The organism is Egibacteraceae bacterium, assembly GCA_035540635.1.
Lineage (GTDB): Bacteria > Actinomycetota > Nitriliruptoria > Euzebyales > Egibacteraceae > DATLGH01.
Genome location: DATLGH010000008.1, coordinates 16,830 through 39,146, shown reverse-complemented (window position 1 = coordinate 39,146; position 22,317 = coordinate 16,830). Strand labels below are relative to the sequence as shown.

Below are 22,317 nucleotides of genomic sequence, written 5' to 3'. Positions count from 1 at the left end.
CGCCACGCCGCCGTCGAAGCCGCGGATGGTGCCGTTGCGCACGGTCACCCCGGTGCGGTTGTCGATCAGCACACCGGCGCCGTCGCCGACGGCGTCGGTGCCGAAGATCGTGTGGCCGCCCAGGTCGAGGGTGACGTTGTCGGCACCCACGATGAGCCCGTTGTCCGGGCACGGCCCCAGGTCGGCCTCCAGCGTGGTGTCCTCGGTGATCACATCACCGCAGCGGAGCGGGTCCTGACCGGCCTGCAGCACGAAGTCGGCTGTCGCGGTCGCGCCTTCCGTGACCGTGACGCCCTGCGTGCCGGTCTGGTAACCGGCTGCCCTGACCGTCACGGTGTACTGGCCTGCGGAGAGGTCCTCGATGAGGTAGTTGCCCGTGGGGTCGGTCGTGGTCTGACCGGCCTGGGCGCCAGCCGCGTCGGTGACGGTCACCGTCGCCCCGCCGACCGCCGCGCCGGTGCTGGCGTCGGTCACCCGCCCGGCGATCGCGCCGGGCTCGGGGCCGACGACCTGGACGGTGAACACCCTCGTCGCGGTGGCGACGGACTGGGGGTCCCCGGGGGTGCACGGCAGCGACTGTTGTCCGACGCTGGGGGCGACACAGTCAGGCGGGGACATCCCGAGGCTGCTCGCCACGACGGTGAAGGTGTAGCTGCCGGCCGCGGTGGGCGTGCCCGACAGCCGTCCGTCGGCGTCGAGCGTCAGACCGGGCGGCAGCTGGCCCGCGGTCACCGTGAACGTCGGAGGCGGCGCGACGTGGGTGTCCATCGTGAGCTGGTGGCTGTAGGGCTCCTCGAGGGTGCCCTGAGGCGGCGGGGTGTTGCTCATGCTCGGCTGGACCCGACCGCCCTGGTTGTTGCCCCAGCAGACAGCGGGCGGGCCGCTCGTCGGCATCGCGCAGCTGTGGAAGGTGCCGGTGCTCACGTGGGTGTAGGTGCCCGGCGGCGGGGTCGCCTGGCCTTCGGCGTTGCGTCCCCAGCAGGTGATCGTGCCATCGGGCCGCAGCCCGCACACGTGGGCGAAGCCGACGCTGACCTGGGTGAACGCGCCGGCCGGCACGGTCGTGACCTGGCCGGCCTGGTTACGACCCCAGCACACGACAGTGCCGTCGGTGCTGCGGACGGCGCACGTCGTGAAGTTGCCGGCGTTCACGTGGCTGTAGGTGCCCGGCGGCACGGCGGTCTGGCCCTCGGAGACCCCGCCCGTCACGGTGTCGTGGCCCCAGCACACGACCGTCCCGTCGCCGGCGAGCGCGCACGCGTGGCGGATCCCGAGCGTCAGCTGCGTGAACGTCCCGGTCGGCACGTCCCGCACGACCTTCCGGTCGGCGTCGGCGGTGTCGCCGCCCCAGCAGGCGATCGTGCCGTCGGTGCGCAGGGCGCAGACGTAGGTCAGCCCGGGCACGACGTGGGTGTAGGTCCCGGCGGGCACCTGGGTGACCTGCCCGAAGCGGTCGTTGCCCCAGCAGACCACCGTGTCGCTGGTGGTGACGCCGCAGGCGATGCCGTAGCCGGCGTTCACTTCCCTGAACCGCACGTCCGTCGGGGGTGTGGCCATACCGACTCCGGTGTTCGCGTCCGTGGGGGCTTCGTTCTGGCCCCAGCAGACCGCGGTCCCGTCCTCGGCGACGCCGCAGGTGATGTACCCGCCGGCGCTCACCGCGGGCAGCGGCGGCGGCTCGGAGGACCCGAAGGCGTCCGCCGGCGGGGCGGCGGTCATGACCCAGGTGATGGAGAGCAGCACCGTGAGGGCGGCGAAGCTCAGCCGGCGCGTAGATGCGATGCGCTGTTCCATCCCGACTCCTGTCCCGGATGCTCGCCGGGTCGCTTGTGGCCGCAAAGGCCGGTCAGGAGGCGTCAAGGCGACGCCTCCAGGACAGCCCGCAGATCTGTACGCATCCCAGCATGGCGACAGTGAGCATGGAGGCATCCGCAAGGTCTACCTATTTCTCTTCACCGGCCACTCCTCGATGCGGCCCGGTTGGCTGGTGGTCACGATGAGCGGTCCGCGTGTCCGCGAAATACCTTCACGACGAGGGGCCTCTTGCTACACAGCGGCGAGAGCTGTCCGACAAATAACGGCTGCGTTGGCCGCTGGCGGACGGTCCCTGTGCCCCACTGGCCCTTACAGCGGTGGGGGTTGCCGGCGCGCCATGTTCGCGAACCTCGAGTAGTGGCCGAGGAACGACAGGCGCACCGTGCGCAGCGGCCCGTTGCGGTGCTTGGCGAGGATGAGCTCCGCCTCCCCCTTCGCCTCCGTCTCCGGGTGGTAGACCTCATCCCGGTAGATGAAGGCGACGAGGTCGGAGTCCTGCTCGATGCTGCCCGACTCGCGCAGGTCGGCGAGCTGGGGGCGGCGGTCGGTGCGGTCCTCCGGCTTGCGGGACAGCTGGGACAGCGCGATGACCGGGACGTCGAGCTCCTTGGCGAGGATCTTCAGCCCGCGGGAGAGCTCGGAGACCTCCTGGACCCGGTTCTCGGCGCGCCGGTGTGACTGCATGAGCTGGAGGTAGTCGACGATGATGAGCTCGAGGCCGTGCTTGGCCTTGAGCCGGCGGGACTTCGCGCGGATCTCCATGAGGTTGATGCCGGGGGTGTCGTCGATGAACAGCGGCGCCTCCGCCAGCCGGCCCATCGCCTGGGACAGCTTCGGCCAGTCCGTCTCGGTCAGCCGGCCGGTGCGCAGCCGCTCGGAGTCGACCCGGGCCTCCGCGGCGAGGATGCGGTCGATGAGCTCGCGCTGGCTCATCTCCAGGGAGAACAGAACGGCGGGCTTGCGTTGCTCGACGGTCACGTGCGTGGCGACGTTCACCACCAACGTGCTCTTGCCCATCGCCGGCCGCGCGGCGATGACGACGAGGTTCTGGGGCTGCAGGCCGGCGGTCACCTCGTCGAAGTCGGTGAATCCCGTCGCGAGGCCGGTGATCGCCGAGTTCGACTCGTGCAGACGCTCGATGCGCTCGAAGGACTCCATGAGGAGGTCCTTCATCGGCACGAACTCGCTGGAGTGGCCGCGCTGGGCGACCTGGTAGATCGTCTGCTCGGCGGCGTCGACCGCCTCGTCGGCGTCCTTGGCGGCGTCGTAGCCGAGCCGGGTGATGTCCGTGCCCGCGTCGATCAGGCGGCGGCGCAGCGCCTGCTCGGCGACGATGCGGGCGTAGTAGAGGGCGTTGGCCGCCGTCGGCACCCGCGCGACGAGGTCGGACACGCCGACCGCCCCGCCGACGTCGTCGAGGGTGCCGCGGTGCTCGAGCTCGTCGGCGAGCGTGACGGGGTCGACGGGCTCACCGCGGTCGTAGAGGTGCCGCATCGCTTCGTACAGCGTGCGGTGCGCGCCCCGATAGAAGTCATCGGGGCCGACGAGCTCGGACACCTCGGCGATGGCGTCGCGGGACAGCAGCATCGCGCCGAGGATGCTCGTCTCCGCGTCGAGGTTGTGCGGTGGCACCCGGTCGTAGCCGCCGGCGCCCGCCGGCGTCGGCAGCGCCCGGACCGCGCCCCCCGGTCCGCTGTCCACCGCCCCGCTCGCCCCGTTCGCCATGCAGCCTCCCTCATCGGTCGTCGCTCGAGCGCGACGGTAACCGAGGGGTGTGTCAGGCGCGGAACGCCGGAGCCGGCAGCGCCTGTGGGAGAAGGCGCGTCGACAACCCCGGGCGATGTGGACAACCCCGCACCTGGCGGGCAGGCGTCGCGCCCGCCTGTGGGCGCCGCCGGAAGTCTGTGGAAAACCGGCTGCGCCGCAGTGGACGGGCGCGGGAAAAGAAAAATCATCCTCCTGAACGATTCGTAGGCGAACCCAGGCGGTCGGGCGCGGGCGCCTACGTGCCGGCGACGACCTCGACGCGGACCGCGGCGACGACCTCCGGATGCACCCGGACGGCGACCTCGTGCTGACCGAGCGACTTCAAGGGCCGCTCGAGGGGGATGCGCCGGCGGTCGACGGCCACGCCGAGCTGGCTCGTGATCGCCTGGGCGATCTCCCGGTTGCCCACCGACCCGTAGAGCGTCCCGTCCTCGCCGGCCTTCGCGGAGATCGACACGGGTCGTGCCTCGAGGCGCTCCTTCTGCTCCTGCGCCTCCTGGAGGGTGCGGGCCTCGCGCTTGCCCCGCGCGGCGCGGATGGCCGCGGCATCGGCCACCGCCCCCCTCGTCGCGCGCATCGCGAGGCCGCGCGGCATGAGGTAGTTGTTACCGAAGCCGTCGGCGACGTCGACGATGTCGCCTGCGTCGCCGAGCTTGTCCACGTCCTGCTTGAGGATGACCTTCATGTGTCTCGCGTCCTGGAGGCGGGGCGCCGCTGGCTAGCGCGTCGTGTAGGGCAGCAGCGCCATCTCGCGGGCGTTCTTGACCGCCTCGGCGAGCATCCGCTGGTACTGGGGGGTCGTGCCGGTCACGCGGCTGGACTTGATCTTGCCGCGGTCGCTGACGAACTTGCGCAGCAGGGCGACGTCCTTGTAGTCGATGTACTCGATCTTGTTCTTGCTGAAGTAGCAGTCCTTGCGCTTGGCCGGCCGCTGGTTGCGGGAAGGCGCCTTCTCAGCCATGGCGGTGTTCCTCGAGACTCGGGGGACAGTGGGGAAGAAGCTGTGGGGTAATCCTAGAGCGCGTCGCGCCGGGCCGTACTCCTGCCGGCCGCACGCGCGCCGCGCGCGGGGTCGTCGGGGGCCAGGCTAGCGGACGCGGCGTTGCGCGGCATGCCGGGCCCCCGGTCGCGGGCGGGCGCCCGACGCCCCGCCCGACTCTTTCAGAACGGCACGTTCTCGGGCGTGGGCGCCTCCGTGGGCGGGGCCCAGCCGCTGTCCTGGTTTCCCTGGCCGGCGCTGCTCTGCGGGTCCCGGCGTCTGCTGACCTTCTCGATCCTCGCGCGCGCCCATCGCAGGCTCGGGCAGACCTCGTCCGCTTCGATCTCGGTGACCCAGCGGGTCTCGCCCTCCTTGGTCTCCCACGACCGGCTGCGCAGCCGCCCCGTGACGAGCACGCGGTCGCCGCGGTGCAGCGACTCAGCGACGTTCTCCGCCATGTCACGCCAGACGTTGCAGGTGAAGAAGCCGTCGAGGCGCTCGTCGAACTCGCCCTTCTCCTTGTTGAAGAACCGCTGGTTCACCGCCACCCGCACGGCCGCAACGGGCACGCCGGCAGGGGTGAAGCGCAGCTCGGGGTCGTCGGCGAGGTTGCCGACGATGGTGATCTGGTTGTCGGTCGCCACGGGGGCCTCCTTGTTCTCGTGGGGTCGTTCGCGTACCCACAGGTGCGTCGGACCTCCCGGCGGTGGCCGGGGGGCGGGGTGGGGAAGCGTCGGACCTACGAGGCCCGCTTGGTGCGGTGACCGGGACGGACGATCTTGTGGCGGACCACCTCGTCGGCGATGCGCAGCTGGCGGTCGAGCTCGGCGATGCCGGGGCCGGGCATCTGGAAGTCGATGACCGTGTAGTAGCCCTCGTTCATGTGGTCGATCTCGTAGGCGAACTGCCGCTTGCCCCAGTGGTCGACGCGCTCCACGTTGCCGCCCTGGTCGGCGATCGTCTTCGTGAAGCGCTCGACGGTGGCGTTCACGGCGTTGTCGTCCAGTCCACCGTTGGTGATGATCATCAGCTCGTACGTGTGCAACGACCCATCCTCTGGTCTGGTCGGCTCCCACGGGGGGACACGGCCCGCACCGTCACCGGCGGCGGGCCGGCCTGCGGAAGCAGGACGGCGGTCAACCTCGTCACCGTACCACCGGCGCGGCGGTGGCCTCCGACGAGTCGCACACCGTAGCCGTCCGGGCGGGCCACCGACAGCCCCCCATGTGGACAGGCGGCTCAGGAGGTCAGGTCGTGCCGGCCGCCGCGCCGGCGAGCAGGACCTCCGCCTTCACGCGCTCCCTCGCGAGGAAGCCCACGAGGCTGTCCCTCGTGTCGAGGTAGGCGCGGCAGTCGAGCTCGAGGGTGATGGCACCGACGTAGCCCGACCGTCCGACGTGGGCGAGGAACCGCTCGAGGGGCAGCACGCCGCTGCCGATCGGCGCGTGGCTGTCCTTGCCGTTGCCGAAGTTGTCGGACACGTGGAGGTGCACGACGCGGTCGGCGAGGGCGTCCCACGCCTCGAACAGGTCCACCCGCGCCACGGCGAAGTGGCTCGTGTCGAACACCACGGAGCGAAACCGCGTGAGGTCCTCGGGGGTGATCACCGAGCTGAACGCGCGGCCGGCCACCGGAAAGAGGTTCTCCATCGCGAACGCGGGCCCGTAGTCGTCGGCCTCGGCGTCGGCCTCGGCGGCCAGCCACCCGCGCGCCCTGCGCTCCCAACGGAACGGCGCATGCGCGACGAGGACCTCGGCCCCGACGGCCGCGGTGATCTCCAGCGAGCGGCGGGTCTTCTCGATGTAGTCCGAGCCGAGCACGTTGCGCAGCAGGAGCATGTACGGGCCGTGGACGACCGGCACGTCGATCCCCGCCTCGCGGGCGTGGCCGAGCACCCGCTCGGGATCGCGCGTCCCGGGGTTGTGGCCGATCAGCAGCTCGGCGCCGTCGTAGCCGGCGTCGGCGATCGAGTCCATCACCCAGTCGAGCGGGCTGAGCAGGAGCGGGCCGGTGGATACGAGCAGTCGTGGGCGCGTGGGTGATCCGCCCGGCAGCTCGGCCACGTGTGACTGGTGGGTTCGGGTGTTCATCGTCTCCAAGGGTATCGACTCGGGGTGTCCTGGAGTTGATCGCCCGGCGTCGTCGGGGTGACGAGGCCGCCTGCGCTACCCTTCAAGGCCTCACCCTGACGGCGGAGGAAGCGGGAACGTGAACATTGCGGAGCGGTTGCGCGCCAGCGCGGCGCGCCTGCCCGACAAGCCCGCCCTGCTCTTCCAGGGCCAGGCCATCACTTACCGCGACCTCGACGAGCGCGTGGACCGGGCCGCCGCCGCCTTCGCGGGCCTCGGGCTGCCGCCGGGGGCTCGGGTGGCGCTCATGATCGGCAACGCCCCGCACTTCGTCGAGGCCTTCTACGGCGCGTTGCGCGCCGGCCTCGTGGTCGTGCCCGTCAACGTCGGGTTCACCGCCGACGAGGTCGCCTACCTGCTGGCCGACTCCGCAGCCCGCGCGGTCGTCGTGGGGCAGTCGTACGCCGGGGTCCTCCACGGCGTGCGCGAGACCCTTCCCGCCCTCGACGAGGTGATCGTCGCCGGCGCGTCGAGCCCGTCCGCGGGCACCCGCACCTGGCGGCAGTTCGTCGCCGCGGCTGAGCGCCCCGCGGAGCAAGCGACGCCGCCCGACGCGGACCCGGCCGACGGGAGCGCGATCGCGCTGCTGCAGTACACCTCGGGCACGACCGGCCGGCCGAAGGGCGCGATGCTCACTCACGCGAACCTGCTCGCGAACCACGCACAGATGGCGCGGACGAGGCTGCGGGTCGAGGAGGGCGACGTCGTCCTCTGCGTCCTGCCGCTGTTCCACATCTACGCCCTCAACGTCGCCATGGCCTTTCCGCTCGCACGGGGGGCCACGGTGCTCCTCGCCGAGCGGTTCGACGCGCTCCAGACCCTCGCCGACATCGCACGCAACCGCGCCTCGGTCATCATCGGGGCGCCGACCATGTACGTCGCGTGGATCAACACCCCCGGCGTGGAGAGTCACGACCTTGCGAGCGTGCGCTTCGCGGTCTCCGGGGCGGCGCCGCTTCCCCGCCAGGTCCTCGAACGCTTCCAGGCGGAGCTCGAGATCCCCATCTGGGAGGGCTACGGGCTGACCGAGACCTCGCCCGTGCTCACGTCGGTGGCCATGGGGTCCGAGCTCGTACCCGGCAGCGTCGGCAAGCCGCTGCCCGACGTCGAGCTGCGCATCGTCGACGATCGCGGTGAGCCCGTGCGGGAGGGGGACCCCGGCGAGGTGCTCGTGCGGGGCCCGAACGTGTTCGTCGGCTACTGGAACGACGAGCGGGCGACGAAGGAGGTCCTCGACGAGGAGGGCTGGTTCGCCACCGGGGACATCGGCTACAGCGCCGACGGCAATCTGTACCTCGTCGATCGCAAGCGCGACCTCATCATCGTGAGCGGCTTCAACGTCTACCCCCGGGAGGTGGAGGAGGTCCTCTACCGCCATCCGAAGGTCGCGGAGGCCGCCGTGGTCGGCGCACCGCACCCCTACACCGGCGAGACGGTGAAGGCCGTGGTCGTCGTCCGCGGCGGTGAGGAAGCCACCGCCGACGAGATCGTCGACTTCTGCCGACGCTCACTCGCGCGGTTCAAGGCGCCCGAGGTGGTGGAGTTCGTGCGCGAGCTGCCCCAAAGTCCCAGCGGCAAGGTCCTGCGCCGGCAGCTGCGCGGCCCCTGAGCGCGCCGCTCGCCGAAGGGCGGGGCGTGCCACGGGGCGGGGGAGCCCGTCGTAGGATTCCCTCATGATGCTCGCCGTCTCCTTCGCCCTGGTCGGGGCGGTCGTGGCCGGCGCCTTCGCCGCGGAGCTCGCCCGCCAGTGGACCGAGCGGCGCCGCCACCACGCGTTGGCCTGGTCCCTGGCCCTGTCCTTGTACAGCGTCGGCATGCTCGCGCTGGCCGTCGGCTTCGGCCGTGGCTGGTCGCCGACGTCGTTCTCGGTGTACTGGGTCGCGGGCGCGCTGCTCAACGTGCCGCTGCTCGCCGTCGGCCAGCTCCACTTGCTCGACGAGCGGCGCGCCGCGCTGTGGTGGACCATCGGCGGGCTCGCGGCAGTGTGGAGCCTCGCGGCGGTGGCGCTCAGCCCGGTGGACAGCGCCGTGCTCGCCGCGGCTGACGCCCGAGGGGGCATCCCCGCGGGGCGGGAGGCCTTCGCCGGCGGCCTGGCCTACCAGGTGCTGCGACCGATGACGATGCTCGGGTCCCTCGTCGTCCTCATCGGTTCGGTGTACTCGGGGGTGAGGACCCGCCGGTACGGCATCCTGCTCATCGCCCTGGGCGTGGCCGTGTCGGCCACGTCCTCGCGGTTCCTCGTCGCCGGTCGCGACGAGATGGTCGCGGTCGTGCTCGCCGTCGGCGTGACGATCATGTACGCCGGCTTCCGTGCGGCCAGGCGTGCCCCGCGCCCGGGGCGCAGGGCGGCGGCCGTCAACGCGGCGTGAGGCGTCCGCGCGTCACCGTCTACACCCGGGCGCGGTGCGGGCTGTGCAGGGAGGCCGAGGCGGTGGTCGCCGCGGTCGCGGGCACGGCCGCCGATGTGGAACTCGTCGACATCGACGCCGACGCGTCCCTCACCGATCGCTACACCGTGCGGGTTCCCGTCGTGGCCGTCGACGGGGAGGAGCTTTTCGAGTACGTGGTGGACGCCGCCGCGCTGCACGACGCTCTGCGGGCCGCCCGTCGCTGACCGATGCGCCCTGCGGCGTCAGTCCGCGTCGCTGCGGCGCAGGACGACGATCGCCATGTCGTCGGTCGGCGGGTCGGGGGCGAACGTGCTTGCCGCCTGCTGCAGCTGCTCGGCGATGACGTCGGCCGGCAGGCCCGCCAGACCCGACAGCACGGAGGGCAGGCGGTCCTCGAAGTAGGACGAGCCGTCGCGACGTTCGGTGATCCCGTCGGTGTAGAAGACGATGGCCTCCCCGCGCCGGACCTGCACCGTGCGCTCACCCAGGATCGGCTCGTCGAACACTCCGAGCACCGGCCCGGGCTCGCCGACCTCCCGCACGGACCCATCGGCGCCCAGCAGCAGCGGCAGCGGGTGGCCGGCGTTGCAGACGGTGACGGTCATCGTGTCACCGACCGGCTCGATCGCGGCGAGGCACACGGTGCAGAACATCGGCTCGGCCGAGGCCTCGTCGATGCGCTCCGCGTCGGCGCGCAGCAGCATCGTGTTCAGGTCGGCGAGGACGCGCCGGGGGCTGCTGCTGTGCAGCGAGGCGCACCGGATGGTGTGGCGGGCAAGCCCTGTGAGCGCGGCCGCCTCGACGCCCTTGCCGCGCACGTCGCCGATGGCGAGCATGAGGCGTTCCCCGTGGCCGACGAACACGTCGTAGAAGTCGCCCCCGACGTCGATGCCCTCCCCGGCGGCGAGGTAGCGGGCGGCCACCTCGACGCCGGGCACCTCGACGAGCCGGGCGGGCAGCAGGGTGGCCTGCAAGCCGGTCGCCACGGCGCTGCGCTCGGCGTAGGCCTTCGCGTTCATGACCGCCACGGCCGCTCGCGCCGCCAACTCCTCGAGGAGGTCGACGTCGCGCCGCTCGACTTTGCGCCCCCCCGTGTTCGCGGCGCTGATGGCCCCCACGACCTGCCCACGGATGCGCAGCGGGACCGACATGCCCGAGCTGAAGCCGACACGCCGGAGGATCCCCAGATGCTCCTCGTCGCGCGCGACGGCGGCGAGCAGCTCGTCGGTCACATTCTCGGCGACCTGGGTCTCCCCCGTCCGCAGCGTCCACCCCATCCCCGCCGGGGCGTCGAGCCGGACGGGCCAGCGCCGCTGCAGCTCGACCACCTGCGCCACCCGCTCGGGGTCGACGTGGCTCGTCGAGACGTGGCGCGGCCGGCCGTGCAGGTCGAGCAGGTACACGACACACCACTCCGCGAGCCGGGGCACGACCGTGTCCGCCAGCCGCCGCAGCGTTTCCTCGAGGTCGAGGCTCGCCGCCATGATCCGCGACGCCTCGGCGAGAAAGGCGAGCTGGCTGGCGGTCTGCTCGGCCGCCTGACGTGCTCGTGCCTCTGCCTCGAACAGACGGGCGCGGTCGAGCGCCTGCGCCAGCTGCCCGGCGACCGCGTCGAGGAAGGCGTGCTCCTGGGGCGTGAGCTCTCTGGAGTCGGGCCACGTCAGGCCGACGCTGCCGATCGTCTGGCCCGCGACGACGAGCGGCCATGCCCCCACCGCGCGGTCGCGCTCGGGCTGCACGAGCGCTTCCATCCCGGGGTTGTCGGCGACCATGGCCGCCCTCGACGGGTAGGCGACCCCCGCCCGCCGGCGCACGGCCAACGCCAGCGGCAGGGGCGCGTCGACGTCGAACTCCCGCAGGGCCTCCACGACCTCGGACCGGTAGCCGACCGACCCCTGCACGCGGAGCCGACGGTCCCCGTCGACGAGCAGGGCCGTGACGGCCCCGTCCGCGCCGACCGCCTCAACGAGCTCGTTGAGCACGACGTCGAGCACCTCGTCGGCGGTCACCGCCCGCGACAGCGCGACGGCGATGCGGAGCAGATGCGGAATCCCGTCACGCGCCTCGACGGCCTCGGCGGCCGCGAGGAGCGACGCCGACTCCGCATCCATGGGTTCGCTGACCGACGGACCGGTGACCACCCGGAAACTCCCCCCCTTTGGCGACGTGACAGCCGTTCAGCGACTCCGGGGGCACGGGAACCACCACCCGGCGCCCAGGGGACCGTCCGGGACGGATCGCTGCCCATCCTGGTTCCTGGCGGCGTCCCCGTCAACCCGCGCGGGCGCCCGGCTGCGGACGCTCGCGATGATGTTGAGCACTCAAGTTCGTCGGGTACGCTGGCGGCAGCGGGATCTCGTCCCGCCAACGCCGAAGGGGACCACATGGACATCCAGCCGCTGGGGCTCCACCACGTCACCGCCATCGCCACCGACCCGAGCCGCAACGTCGAGTTCTACGCGCGGGTGCTCGGGCTGCGCCTCGTCAAGCAGACGGTCAACTTCGACGCGCCCGACACCTATCACCTCTACTACGGGGACAAGGCCGGCACGCCCGGTACGGTCATCACCTTCTTCCCGTGGCCGGCAACGCCCCGCGGCCGGCGGGGGGCGGGCCAGGCGACCACGACCGCCTTGTCGATCCCGGAGGGCTCGCTCGGTTACTGGTCCGAGCGGCTGCGGGACATGGGCGTGGAGGTCGCCGGCCGGCACACCCGCGCCTCCGACGAGGTCCTCGCCTTCGAGGACCCCGATGGCCTCCTCGTCCAGCTCCTCGCCCACCCGGGCACGGCCCCCCAGACCCCGTGGGAGGCGAGCACCGTGCCCGGCGTCCACCAGATCCGCGGCTTCCACTCCGTCACCCTCACCGAGCGTCGCCCGGACGCGACCGTGGCGATGCTCACCGGCATGCTCGGCTTCTCGCTGGTCGAGGAGGACGGCGACCGCCTGCGCTTCGCCGTCGGCGAGGGCGGACCGGGGCGCCAGGTCGACGTGGTCGTCGACCGGCAGGCTCCCGAGGGGCTCGTCGCGGCGGGCACCGTCCACCACATCGCCTGGCGCGCCCCCGACGACGACACGCAGGTTCGCTGGCGGTCCGAGCTCGTCGAGGAAGGCGTGAAGGTGACCCCCGTCATCGACCGCCAGTACTTCCACTCGATCTACTTCCGCGAGCCCGGCGGTGTCCTGCTCGAGATCGCGACCGACGCGCCAGGCTTCGACGTCGACGAGCCGCTGCTCGAGCTCGGGCGCCGGCTGCGGCTGCCGCCGTGGCTCGAGCCGAGCCGCGAGGACATCGAGCGCGCCCTGCCCGCCTTGAAGCTCGTCGAGGATCGCAAGGCGCAGGCGGCGGATGCCCCAGGCGGCCAAGAGGAGACGTCGTGACGGCCGACGACCGCACCCTCCACGGCTTCCCCCACCGGTGGGTGCCCGGCGAGCAGCCGCTCGCGCCCACGCTCCTGCTGCTGCACGGCACCGGCGGCAACGAGGACGACCTCGTGCCGCTCGGCCGCCACCTGAGTCCGGGAAGCGCGCTGCTGAGCCCCCGCGGCAAGGTCCGGGAGCACGGCCTGCCGCGCTGGTTTTGCCGGCTGGCCGAAGGGGTCTTCGACGAGGCCGACGTCGTCACACGGGCCGGCGAGCTCGCCGCATTCGTGCGCGGCACCGCCGGGCGCTACCGGTTCGACCCGGACAACGTCGTCGCCGTCGGCTTCTCCAACGGCGCGAACATCGCCGCCGCCGTCCTCCTGCTCCACCCCGAGGTGCTGCGGGGCGCGGTCCTCTTCTCGGCCATGCTGCCGCTGCGGCCCGCGACGCTGCCTGACCTCACGCACGCCGCGGTCTACCTCAGCCAGGGTCGCGTCGACCCCATGGCGCCCCCCGAGCAAGCGGAGGCGCTCGCCACCCTGCTCGACGAGGCGGGCGCCGCCGTCACGGTCGACTGGCACGACGGCGGGCACACTCTCGGCGCGGCGCAGGCCGACGGCGCGCGCCGGTGGCTGCTGAAGCTCACCGCGGCGACCGCCGCCGACGCTGGCGGCCTGCCGTAGGGATTGGAGAGGCGTGAGGGGCGTGATGAGCGACACCCGGTGGCTTTCGCCCGAGGAGCAGTCGGCCTGGCGGGCGTTCCTCAACGCCTCTCAGCTCGTCGCCGAGCGGCTCGAGCGCCAGCTGCAGCGCGACTGCGGCATGCCCCACGCCTACTACGAGATCCTCGTCCACCTGTCGGAGGCGTCCGACCGGACGATGCGCATGTCCGCGCTCGCTCGCTGCTCCCGATACTCGCCGAGCCGCCTGTCGCACGCGGTCGCCCGCCTCGAAGCGGCGGGCTGGGTGCGCCGGGAGGACTGTCCCTCGGACGCCCGCGGCCAGCTCGCCGTCCTGACCGACGAAGGTTTCGCCCGGCTCGCCGCGGCCGCGCCCGGCCACGTGCAGGAGGTCCGCTCGGTGCTCTTCGACGCGCTGACCGCGGACGAGGTCGCACAGCTGAGGACGACCTGCGAAGCCATCCTTCGCGCAGCCGGCGACCGAACCGCCGAGGCGCCGAAGGGAGCGAGCCAGGGCAGCGCGCCACATGACCCGAACGCGTCCCCGCCGCTTTGAGCGCCCCGCCACCCCCCGTACCATCACGTACCATTGTGAACAGCCCCGTGCGATGACCGCACGAGCCGAGCGGACGAGGAGGTGCGTGTGTCCCGTCAGATTCCTCATGCGAGCGTCGCCCGCCTCCCCGTCTACCTGCGGGCGCTCGTCGACATGGCCGAGGTCGGGACCCACACCGTGTCGAGCGAGGCGCTGGCCACCGCCGCGGGCGTGAACTCGGCCAAGATCCGCAAGGACCTGTCCTACCTCGGCTCGTACGGCACCCGAGGCGTGGGTTACGACGTGGAGTACCTCATCCACCAGATCAGCCGCGGGCTCGGCCTGACGCAGGACTGGGCCGTCTGTCTCGTCGGCATCGGCAACCTCGGGCGGGCGCTCGCCGAGTACGGGGGGTTCGCCCAGCGCGGCTTCCGCATCGCCGCCCTGCTCGAGGCGGACGAGGACAAGGTCGGCCGACGCATCGCCGGTCTCGAGGTCGAGCACGTCGACGACATGGAGCGGGTGGTCAAGGAGCACGAGATCTCGATCGGCGTGCTCGCCGTTCCCGGTGGCGTCGCGCAGGAGGTCACCGACCGGCTCGTCGCCGCGGGGATCACCTCGATCCTCAACTTCGCGCCGACCGTCCTCAACGTCCCCGAGGGCGTGAGCCTGCGCAAGGTCGACCTGTCGATCGAGCTGCAGATCCTGTCGTTCTACGCGCAGCGCCGGGTGGCCGAGGAGTCCGTGCGCCGCGGCACCGCCCGCGCCCGGCTCGACGAGGTCGGCACGCAAGCAGAGGCCGAACCGCCCGACCAGCTGGCGTGAACGCCGGCGTCCCGCTGCTCGTCGACCTTGCGGGGCGGCGAGTGGTCGCGGTGGGGGCCGGCCCGGTCGCCGCGGCGAAGACCGCGCCGCTGCTCGAGGCCGGCGCCGACCTCGTCGTCGTGGCGCCGCAGGCCGTGCCCGCCATCCGTGCCGCCGCCGCGGGAGGCCGCCTCGTCTGGCACGCGCGCGGCTACGCCGCGGGAGACCTCGCAGGCGCGTTCCTCGTCGTCGCAGCGACGGCCGACCCGGCGGTCAACGCCAGGGTGGCCGCCGACGCCGCGGCGCAGGCGACCTTCTGCGTGCGCACCGACCGTGAGGCCGACGCCGCCGGCCCCGGCAGCGCCGCCATGCTCGGTGCTGTACGACGGGGTCAGCTGACCGTGGCCGTGTCCACCGGCGGGCGCGCCCCGGCCGTCGCCCGCCACGTCCGCCAGGAGCTCGAGGAGGCCTTCGGCGCCGAGTACGGTGAGCTCGTGGCCCTGCTCGGCGAGGTGCGGGACGCGCCGGCGACCCGGGCGCATCTTGCGGGGCTCGACCCCGCGGCCCGCCGCGCCGCTTGGCGTGCCGTTCCCCTCCCCGATATCCTCGACTTGTTGCGCAACGGCGACTTCACGTCTGCGAGAGAACTGGCGTACGCGTGCCTCTGCTCGTCCTCGGACTGAACTACAAGACGGCTCCGGTCGGCCTGCTCGAGCGGGTGGCCGTCGCGCCGGAGGGCGTGCCGAAGGCGCTCGCCTCCCTCGCCCAGCGTGAGCACGTGCGCGAGGCGGCGGTGCTGTCGACCTGCAACCGCGTTGAGGTCTACGCCTCCGTCTCCCGCTTCCACGGCGGCATGGCCGACCTGCGCCGATTCTTCGCCGAATGGGGCGGCGTCGCGCCCGAGGACTTCGTCGACCTCGCCTACGACCACTACGACGACAAGGCCGCCCGGCACCTGTTCTCGGTCACCGCCGGGCTCGACTCCATGGTGGTCGGCGAGCGCCAGATCCAGCTCCAGGTCAAGCAGGCGTTCGCCGACGCCGAGGCCGAGGGCACAGCGGGGCGGATGCTGTCCTCGCTCTTCCGCCGGGCGCTGCGGGTCGGCAAGCGGGCGCGGCGGGAGACGGCCATCTCCGCCGGCGCGTCCTCCATGGTCGACGTCGGCCTCGACGCGGCGCGCCGGGTGCTCGGCCACCTCGACGGTTCCACCGTCCTCGTCGTGGGGGCGGGCAAGATGGGCGGCATGGGCGCCGACCGGCTGTCCGGCGTCGCCGCACGCATCCTTGTCGCCAACCGCACCCCTGACCGGGCCGAGCGGCTCGCCGCCAGGGTCGACGGCGAGGTCGTGGCGCTCGGTCGCCTCGCCGACGGGCTCGCCGTCGCCGACCTCGTGCTGTGCTCGACGGGGGCCTCCACTCCGGTCGTCGACCACGACACGGTCGCCGAGGCGATGCGGCGCCGTCCCGAGCGTCCCCTCGTGCTCGTCGACCTCGCGGTGCCGCGCGACGTCGACGCGGCGTGCGCGGGGCTGCCGTCGGTGAGCGTCCTCGACATCGACGCGATCCGCACACTCACCGACGGCGGCGGAAGCGTACCCGCGGGGGGTGCCCCGGGCGGTCTCGGGGCCGAGGTGGAGCGCGGGCGCGCCATCGTCGAGGAGGAGGCGGAGCGCTTCGCCGCGTGGACACGAAGCGTGCGGGTCGAGCCGACCGTCGCCGCGCTGCGGGGCCGGGCCGAGCAGGTCCGCGTCGCAGAGCTCGGGCGTCTGGCGCCACGGCTCGCCGACCTCGACGAGCGCGAGCGGGCCGCGGTCGACGCCCTCACCCGGGGCATCGTCAACACCCTCCTTCACGAGCCGACGATCCGCCTGAAGGCGCTCGCCGACCGCAGCGGCGACGCGCACGCCGCCGCGCTGCGTGAGCTCTTCGACCTGCCCGAGTAGCCCTCGGGCAGCCGAAGGCAGGTAGCGCGGCTTGTCGCTCCCCAGCAGCCGAAGGCGGTAGGAAGCCCTGGCGTTCACGCTCCGCATCGCGACGCGGCGCTCGGCCCTCGCGCGGGCGCAGGCCTACCAGACCGGTCGCCTCCTCGCCGGGCGCAGCGGTCTCGCGTTCACGCTCGTCCCGATGGCCACGAGCGGTGACCTGTCGCCGGAGCGGGCCATCGGCGAGTTCGACGTCAAGGGGCTCTTCGTCGACACGATCAGGGCGGCCCTGCTGGCCGGCGAGGTCGACCTCGCGGTCCACTCCTACAAGGACCTGCCGAGCACGCCGGTGGACGGCCTCACGATCGCCGCGGTGCCCGCCCGCGAGGACCCCCGCGACGTGCTCGTCACCCGCCACGGCCACGACCTCGGCGAGCTGCCGGCCGGCGCGACGGTCGGCACGAGCTCGCAACGCCGCCGCTCGCAGCTGCTCCGTGCGCGCCCCCGACTGCGGGTGCGACCGGTGCGCGGCAACCTCGACACGCGACTGCGCAAGGTCGCCGACGGCGAGCTCGACGCGGTCGTCGTCGCTTTCGCCGGCATGCGCCGGCTCTACGTGCCCGAGCAGGAGGGGGGCGTCGGTGCCCTCGGCCTGCCGCTGAAGGCCGTGGCGCTCGAGGCGGGGCAGGTGCTGCCCGCCGCGGCCCAGGGCGCGCTCGCCGTCGAGTGCCGCGCCGGCGACAGCGACGCGCTCGCGGCCTGCGCCCACATCGACGACGACGCCTCCCGCCGGGGCGTGCGCGCCGAGCGGTCCTTTCTGTCCCACCTCGGCGGCGGCTGCCTCGCGCCCGTCGGCGCGCTCGCGACGCTCCGGTCCGACGGGCTCCTCCACCTGGCCGGCATGCTCGCCGACCCGGTCAGCGGCGAGGTGCTCCGGCGGTCCCACCGCGGTCCCGCCGAGCGTCCCGAGGAGCTCGGCGTGGCGCTCGCCGGCCAGATGATCGCGTCGGGCGGCGCGGCGATGCTCGACGTGATCGCGGCGACGCGCGACGCGCACCCCGGCGCTCGCCCGTGACGTGGCCGTTCGGGGGGCCGCCGGCAGCCCGCGGGACCGTCCACCTCGTCGGAGGCGGACCGGGGGACCCCGGGCTCATCGGGCTGCGGGCCGCACGGCTGCTCGCGACCGCCACGGTCGTGGCCTACGACCGGCTCGCGCCCGCTGAAGCGCTCGGCCTCTGCGCCGAGGACTGCGCCCTGGTCGACGTCGGCAAGCTCCCCGACCGCCACGCGATGACCCAGGACGAGATCAACGCCCTGCTCGTCGAGCGGGCCCTGGCCGGGCAGGCCGTCGTGCGCCTCAAGGGCGGCGACCCGTTCGTGCTGGGGCGCGGCTCCGAAGAGGCGCAGGCCTGTGTGGCCGCCGGGGTGCCGTTCGAGGTGGTCCCCGCAGTGACCGCCGGCGTTGCGGCTCCCGCCTACGCCGGAATCCCGGTGACCCACCGGGGCGTCGCGCCGGCGTTCGCGGTCGTGACCGGCCACGAGGATCCCACCAAGCCTGGTTCCCAGGTCGACTACGCCGCGCTTGCCGCCTTCCCCGGCACGTTGTTGTTCTACATGGGGATGCGGCGGCTTGGTGAGATCGCCGCCGCGCTCGTGGCGGCCGGCAAGCCCCCCGCGACGCCGGTCGCGCTTGTGCGCTGGGGGACGACGGCTCGCCAGCGGACGCTCACGGCAACCCTCGCGGACATCGCCGAGCGCGCCGCGGCTGCGGCGTTCAGCAATCCCGCGATCGTCGTCGTCGGCGACGTCGTCGCCCTGCGGGAGGACATCGCTTGGTACGAGGGCGAGGCGGCCTGGGTCCGCCACCGCCGACCCCTTCAGGGGGTGTCGGTGCTCGTGCCCCGCACGCGCCATCAGGCCTCGGCGCTGTCCGAGCGGTTGCGCGCGCTCGGCGCCGAACCCGTCGAGGCGCCCACCATCGCCATCGCGCCCGCCCGCGACCCCGACCGCCTGCAGGAATGCCTCTGGCGGGTCGCGGAGGGCGGGTTCGACTGGCTGGCGCTCACCTCGGCCAACGGCGTCGAGGCCGTGTGGGAGCAGGTGACGAAACTCGGGGCCGACGCGCGGCTGCTCGCGCGGGTGCGCATCGCCGCCGTGGGACCGGGCACCGGCGAGGCGCTCGCCGCGCACGGCCTGCGCGCCGATCTCGTGCCCGAGCGCTACACCACCCGGGGTCTCGCCGACGCGTTCGTGGAGGATCACAGGCCCGCGCGGGTGCTGCTCGCGCGCGCGGACCTCGCCACGCCGACGCTCACCGAGGCGCTCGCGGCGGCGGGATGGGAGACGACCGAAGTCGAGGCCTACCGGACCGTACCGGTCGCCGAGCTCGCGCCCGCCGTGCGTGCGCGCCTGACCGCCGGTGACGTCGACGTCGCCGCCTTCGCCTCCTCGTCCACCGTGCGCAACTTCGTGACGCTGCTCGGCGAGCCGCCGGACCCGTCCCTGCGCATCGCCTCCATCGGGCCGGTGACCTCGGCGACCTGCCGCGAGCTCGGCCTGCCCGTTGACGCCGAGGCCGACCCCCACGACCTCGACGGTCTTGTCGGCGCGGTCGTCGCTGCGGCTGGATCCCGGCGCGCATGAGCTGGGTCGCCTCGGATTTCACCCTTGTCGGGCGCCTGAACCGGGAGTAGCGTTTTCGGCGGCCCAGGGGCAAGGACTTGGGCGGTGCGCTCGCAAGGGGGAGCGCGGGGACGTTGGTGATCGGGGTCGGACCGCTTTCCCTCGAACGGGGCGATTGCGGCAGCGGCTCCGCGGGTTGGATCGAATTGGGGTGCCGCGCGTCGGAAGGCGCCGTCTGCGGGCAGTCTTCATGAGCGCGGTCTTGTCCGGGAGGTCGTGCCATGCGTCGCGTCTGGTCGGTGTTCCTGCTGCTCGCACTCCTGCTGTCGCTGCTCGCCGGCGCCGTCCCGGCCGGCGCCCACGACGACGAGGACCATGCTGGACCTGGCTCGCAGGGGCCCGACGTGCACAGCAAGAACATGAAGCTCCTGTCGAACGTGGCCAAAGCCGAGGGCACGACCACGCAGTCCGACCTCGCCTTCGCCGGCAACCTCGCCTATGCGGGCAACTACCAGGGCTTCCGCGTCATCAACATCGCCTCACCGGCGAACCCGAAGGTCATCACCGACTTTCGCTGCAACGGCGCGCAGAGCGACGTGTCGGTGTACGGCGGCCTGTTGTTCCAGTCGGTCGACGCCCCGCAGAGCCACGGCGGGTGCGACAGCACCGGCGTGGGCATCACGGCGGCCACCCCGGGCATGTTCGAGGGTGTTCGCATCTTCGACGTCTCCAACCCGCGGAGGCCGGTGCATCTCGCGTCGGTCCCGACCGACTGCGGGTCGCACACCCACACGCTGTACCCCGACCCCGCGAACGGGCGGGTCCTCGTGTACGTGTCGTCCTACCCGCTCGGCAACGCCGCACAGGGCCCCAACTGCGTTCGCGCCGAGGACGGTGGCGGGCACGGGTTCGTGTCGGTCATCAACGTGCCGCTCGCCAACCCGACCCAGGCGACCGTGAGCAAGGCGTACCTCGACCCGGGCACGGCCAGCGCCACCTACCCGCTGCAGAACACGACGTTCTCCTTCAAGGCCTGCCACGACATCAGCGTCTTCGTCGAGCTGAACCTCGCCGCCGGTGCGTGCATGAGCGAGGCGCAGCTGTGGGACATCTCCGACCCCTTCAGCCCGACGCTGCTGTGGCGCTTCGACCACCCCGTGGTCGACCCCGCAAAGATCGACCTCTGGCACTCCGCGACGTTCAGCTGGGACGGCTCGATCGTCGCGTTCGGCGACGAGTCAGGCGGCGGCGGCCAGCCCCGCTGCGTGGACCCCACGGACCTTCAGGGCCGTATCTGGTTCTTCGACACCCAGACCGGCGATCTGCTCGCCAACTACAAGATCCCGCGCTCCGAGGCCGGGACCTGCACGATGCACAACTTCAACTTCATCCCGCTGCGGGGCCGCAACGTCCTCGTGTCCTCGGCCTACACGGGAGGGACGACGGTCATCGACGTCGACCGCCTCGTCGCGGGTGCGAGCGAGGCCGCTGCCGAGATCGGCTTCTACCGTCCCCACGGCGGCAGCGCCTGGTCGAGCTACTGGTACAACGGCTTCATCTACGCCAACGACATCCTCCGGGGCGTGGACACCTTCCTCCTCAGCGACCAGGCACGCGCGGGTGCCCGCAAGCTGCCCTACCTGAACCCGCAGACCCAGGAGTCCGTTCTGCGCTGACCGCGCTGGGACCGATGGCATCGCACCTCGTCCGGGCCGGGACCACCGTGAGTGGCCCCGGCCCGTGGCGCTCCCTCGTACCGAGAAAGGCCGTGACATGATGGGCACTGCTCGCCGCATCCTCGTGCTGCTCGCAGCACTGTCCCTGCTCGCCCTGCCCGTACCCGCCGGCGCGCATCCCGACGACGACCACGACCACGACGACCCGCCCGGAGAGGCCGGCAGCTACACCGCGCGGGAGAGCACGAGGAACATCCACGCCCTCGGCCACAGCCCGCACCCCGCGCAGTTCTTCGGCGTGCCCGCCGCCCAGCGCCAGATCAGCTCCGACATCGCGTTCTGGGGCAAGTACGCGATCCACGGCAACTACGACGGCTTCCGGATCGTCGATGTGTCCGCGCCCGGCAACCCCAAGCTCGTGAGCCATCCTCGCTGCAACGGCGACCAGGGCGACGTCTACGTCTGGGAGCACATCGTCGTGCGCTCCTGGAACTCGCCCGCGCCGGCGGGGCGCATGTGCCTCGGGCAGCCCGTGCCCGTGGGGTTCGAGGGCGTGCACGTGTTCGACATCAGCAACCCGGCGAGGCCGGCGCTGGTCGCGGCGGTCGAGTTCAGTCAGGCGGGCGCGGCGCAGCGCGGCACCGCGGACGGCTGCGGCTCGCACACCGTGACCGGCACGCCCGACCCGGCGGGCAACCGGCTCATCGTCTACAGCAACAACTCCTCGGGCGGCGGCCGGCCCGTGTGCGACGCGATGGACATCATCGAAGTGCCCCTCGCCAATCCGGCGGGCGCCCGCCACATCGGGTACGTCCCGCTCATGCCGGGTTCCCTCGGCAGCAACAACGGCTGCCACGACGCCGGGCTCATCCTCGGCGACGTGAACCTGCTCGCCTGCGCGAGCGGCCACGCCGCGAACGTCTTCTCCGTCGGGGGCCCGCGCGGCGGCTCGTTGACGGCGCCGCGGTGGCTCTACAACGTCGAGGAGGAGGACGACCTGGGTAACAAGGTCGGCATCGGCGGCCGCTGGCACTCCGCCACGTTCACCTGGGACGGGCGGGTGCTCGTCCTCGGTTGGGAGCCGGGCGGCGGCGCGGATCCGCGTTGCCGCTCCGAGGACGCCGACATCTACAAGAGCAAGTTCTTCTACGACGCCAACACCGGCGAGAAGCTCGGCCAGTGGGTCCTCCCGCGCCCGCAGGACGGCGAGGGGGAGAACTGCACCGTCCACAACTACAACATCGTCCCGCTGCGCAGTGGCCGCTACGTCGCGGTCGGCGGGCACTACCAGGCCGGGACGTGGGTGGTCGAGTTCACCGACCCGGCGAACCCGCGCGTCGTGGCGTTCTCCGACCCGGACCCGATCACGCCGGCCAACCTCGGCGGGGCGTGGTCGACGTACTGGTACAACGGCTTCGTCTACGAGTCGGAGATCCAGTCCGGCCTGAACGTCTTCCGCGTCAGCGACCCGGTGATGGCGGGGGAGATCCGCCTGCCGCACCTGAACCCGCAGACGCAGGAGTTCTCCCTTCCTGGCCCGAGGCGTCGATAGCCGCACGTGACGGCCGGGTGGCGCGCCACCGATCCGGTGCGGAAAACCCGGGTCGGTGGCGCGCTCCGGCGGGCTCCGGTGCGCC

The 22,317-nt window shown here is 72.7% G+C and carries 20 protein-coding genes and 1 pseudogene; 13 read left to right on the top strand and 8 right to left on the bottom strand.

Going from position 1 to position 22,317, the window contains the following annotated elements:
• From VM324_01820 to VM324_01790, 7 genes are all read right to left on the bottom strand, one after another.
• The coding region (locus tag VM324_01820) for a carboxypeptidase regulatory-like domain-containing protein (GenBank protein ID HVL98011.1) at positions 1-1,794 on the bottom strand (1,794 nt) is incomplete at its 3' end.
• Positions 1,795-2,124: 330 nt separating this feature from the next.
• Positions 2,125-3,540, bottom strand: coding sequence for a replicative DNA helicase (gene dnaB, locus VM324_01815; GenBank protein HVL98010.1), 1,416 nt, complete (start codon positions 3,538-3,540; stop codon positions 2,125-2,127).
• A 277-nt stretch (positions 3,541-3,817) separates the two neighbouring features.
• Positions 3,818-4,267 (bottom strand): 50S ribosomal protein L9, encoded by a 450-nt coding sequence (gene rplI / locus VM324_01810; protein HVL98009.1) that lies wholly within the window; start codon positions 4,265-4,267, stop codon positions 3,818-3,820.
• Positions 4,268-4,300: 33 nt separating this feature from the next.
• Positions 4,301-4,543: a 30S ribosomal protein S18 gene (rpsR, locus tag VM324_01805; protein ID HVL98008.1), complete on the bottom strand. Its 243-nt coding sequence runs from the start codon at positions 4,541-4,543 to the stop codon at positions 4,301-4,303.
• A gap of 200 nt (positions 4,544-4,743) precedes the next feature.
• Positions 4,744-5,205, bottom strand: a complete 462-nt coding sequence (gene ssb, locus VM324_01800) for a single-stranded DNA-binding protein (protein HVL98007.1) — start codon at positions 5,203-5,205, stop codon at positions 4,744-4,746.
• 95 nt (positions 5,206-5,300) lie between these two features.
• On the bottom strand, positions 5,301-5,606 hold the full coding sequence (gene rpsF / locus VM324_01795) for a 30S ribosomal protein S6 (GenBank protein ID HVL98006.1): 306 nt from the start codon (positions 5,604-5,606) through the stop codon (positions 5,301-5,303).
• Between the two features lie 202 nt (positions 5,607-5,808).
• A complete protein-coding gene (locus VM324_01790; protein ID HVL98005.1) occupies positions 5,809-6,651 on the bottom strand; it encodes a sugar phosphate isomerase/epimerase in 843 nt (280 codons plus the stop codon).
• Positions 6,652-6,769: 118 nt separating this feature from the next.
• On the opposite strand from VM324_01790, the gene VM324_01785 reads away from it, so the two are divergent.
• From VM324_01785 to VM324_01775, 3 genes are all read left to right on the top strand, one after another.
• Complete coding sequence (locus VM324_01785) at positions 6,770-8,299, top strand: long-chain fatty acid--CoA ligase (GenBank protein HVL98004.1); 1,530 nt, start codon at positions 6,770-6,772, stop codon at positions 8,297-8,299.
• A gap of 64 nt (positions 8,300-8,363) precedes the next feature.
• Positions 8,364-9,059: a hypothetical protein gene (locus tag VM324_01780; protein ID HVL98003.1), complete on the top strand. Its 696-nt coding sequence runs from the start codon at positions 8,364-8,366 to the stop codon at positions 9,057-9,059.
• Entirely contained in the window at positions 9,056-9,304 is a 249-nt protein-coding gene (locus VM324_01775) for a glutaredoxin family protein (GenBank protein ID HVL98002.1), read from the top strand. The genes VM324_01780 and VM324_01775 overlap by 4 nt, the downstream gene beginning before the upstream one ends.
• A gap of 18 nt (positions 9,305-9,322) precedes the next feature.
• On the opposite strand, the gene VM324_01770 is transcribed toward VM324_01775, so the two are convergent.
• Positions 9,323-11,221, bottom strand: a complete 1,899-nt coding sequence (locus VM324_01770) for a SpoIIE family protein phosphatase (GenBank protein ID HVL98001.1) — start codon at positions 11,219-11,221, stop codon at positions 9,323-9,325.
• 243 nt (positions 11,222-11,464) lie between these two features.
• Here VM324_01770 and VM324_01765 point away from each other — a divergent pair, with 243 nt between their 5' ends.
• The 10 genes and pseudogenes from VM324_01765 (at position 11,465) to VM324_01720 (ending at position 22,232) form a co-directional block, all read left to right on the top strand.
• Positions 11,465-12,460 (top strand): ring-cleaving dioxygenase, encoded by a 996-nt coding sequence (locus VM324_01765; protein HVL98000.1) that lies wholly within the window; start codon positions 11,465-11,467, stop codon positions 12,458-12,460.
• Positions 12,457-13,125, top strand: a complete 669-nt coding sequence (locus tag VM324_01760; protein ID HVL97999.1) for an alpha/beta hydrolase — start codon at positions 12,457-12,459, stop codon at positions 13,123-13,125. Before VM324_01765 ends, VM324_01760 begins: the two co-directional genes overlap by 4 nt.
• Before the next feature lie 25 nt (positions 13,126-13,150).
• Positions 13,151-13,678, top strand: a complete 528-nt coding sequence (locus VM324_01755) for a MarR family transcriptional regulator (protein HVL97998.1) — start codon at positions 13,151-13,153, stop codon at positions 13,676-13,678.
• A gap of 72 nt (positions 13,679-13,750) precedes the next feature.
• Positions 13,751-14,482, top strand: a pseudogene (locus VM324_01750) (redox-sensing transcriptional repressor Rex).
• Positions 14,479-15,144 carry an NAD(P)-dependent oxidoreductase gene (locus VM324_01745; protein HVL97997.1) on the top strand — a complete coding sequence of 222 codons (666 nt, stop codon included), beginning with the start codon at positions 14,479-14,481 and terminating at the stop codon, positions 15,142-15,144. The pseudogene VM324_01750 and the gene VM324_01745 overlap by 4 nt, the downstream one beginning before the upstream one ends.
• Entirely contained in the window at positions 15,120-16,403 is a 1,284-nt protein-coding gene (locus tag VM324_01740; GenBank protein HVL97996.1) for a glutamyl-tRNA reductase, read from the top strand. The genes VM324_01745 and VM324_01740 overlap by 25 nt, the downstream gene beginning before the upstream one ends.
• A 67-nt stretch (positions 16,404-16,470) precedes the next feature.
• Positions 16,471-17,457: a hydroxymethylbilane synthase gene (hemC, locus tag VM324_01735; protein ID HVL97995.1), complete on the top strand. Its 987-nt coding sequence runs from the start codon at positions 16,471-16,473 to the stop codon at positions 17,455-17,457.
• Positions 17,454-19,025 (top strand): uroporphyrinogen-III C-methyltransferase, encoded by a 1,572-nt coding sequence (gene cobA / locus VM324_01730; GenBank protein ID HVL97994.1) that lies wholly within the window; start codon positions 17,454-17,456, stop codon positions 19,023-19,025. The genes hemC and cobA overlap by 4 nt, the downstream gene beginning before the upstream one ends.
• A 260-nt stretch (positions 19,026-19,285) precedes the next feature.
• On the top strand, positions 19,286-20,680 hold the full coding sequence (locus VM324_01725) for a hypothetical protein (protein HVL97993.1): 1,395 nt from the start codon (positions 19,286-19,288) through the stop codon (positions 20,678-20,680).
• Between the two features lie 97 nt (positions 20,681-20,777).
• Positions 20,778-22,232 carry a hypothetical protein gene (locus VM324_01720; GenBank protein HVL97992.1) on the top strand — a complete coding sequence of 485 codons (1,455 nt, stop codon included), beginning with the start codon at positions 20,778-20,780 and terminating at the stop codon, positions 22,230-22,232.
• Positions 22,233-22,317: the final 85 nt, after the last annotated feature.

What these genes read in the sequence shown, in the direction of transcription:
- dnaB (HVL98010.1), bottom strand. Translation starts at nt 3,540, where the DNA reads ATGGCGAACGGGGCGAGCGGGGCGGTGGACAGCGGACCGGGGGGCGCG.
- rplI (HVL98009.1), bottom strand. Translation starts at nt 4,267, where the DNA reads ATGAAGGTCATCCTCAAGCAGGACGTGGACAAGCTCGGCGACGCAGGC.
- rpsR (HVL98008.1), bottom strand. Translation starts at nt 4,543, where the DNA reads ATGGCTGAGAAGGCGCCTTCCCGCAACCAGCGGCCGGCCAAGCGCAAG.
- VM324_01790 (HVL98005.1), bottom strand. Translation starts at nt 6,651, where the DNA reads ATGAACACCCGAACCCACCAGTCACACGTGGCCGAGCTGCCGGGCGGA.
- VM324_01780 (HVL98003.1), top strand. Translation starts at nt 8,364, where the DNA reads ATGATGCTCGCCGTCTCCTTCGCCCTGGTCGGGGCGGTCGTGGCCGGC.
- VM324_01765 (HVL98000.1), top strand. Translation starts at nt 11,465, where the DNA reads ATGGACATCCAGCCGCTGGGGCTCCACCACGTCACCGCCATCGCCACC.
- VM324_01755 (HVL97998.1), top strand. Translation starts at nt 13,151, where the DNA reads ATGAGCGACACCCGGTGGCTTTCGCCCGAGGAGCAGTCGGCCTGGCGG.
- VM324_01725 (HVL97993.1), top strand. Translation starts at nt 19,286, where the DNA reads ATGCGTCGCGTCTGGTCGGTGTTCCTGCTGCTCGCACTCCTGCTGTCG.
- VM324_01720 (HVL97992.1), top strand. Translation starts at nt 20,778, where the DNA reads ATGATGGGCACTGCTCGCCGCATCCTCGTGCTGCTCGCAGCACTGTCC.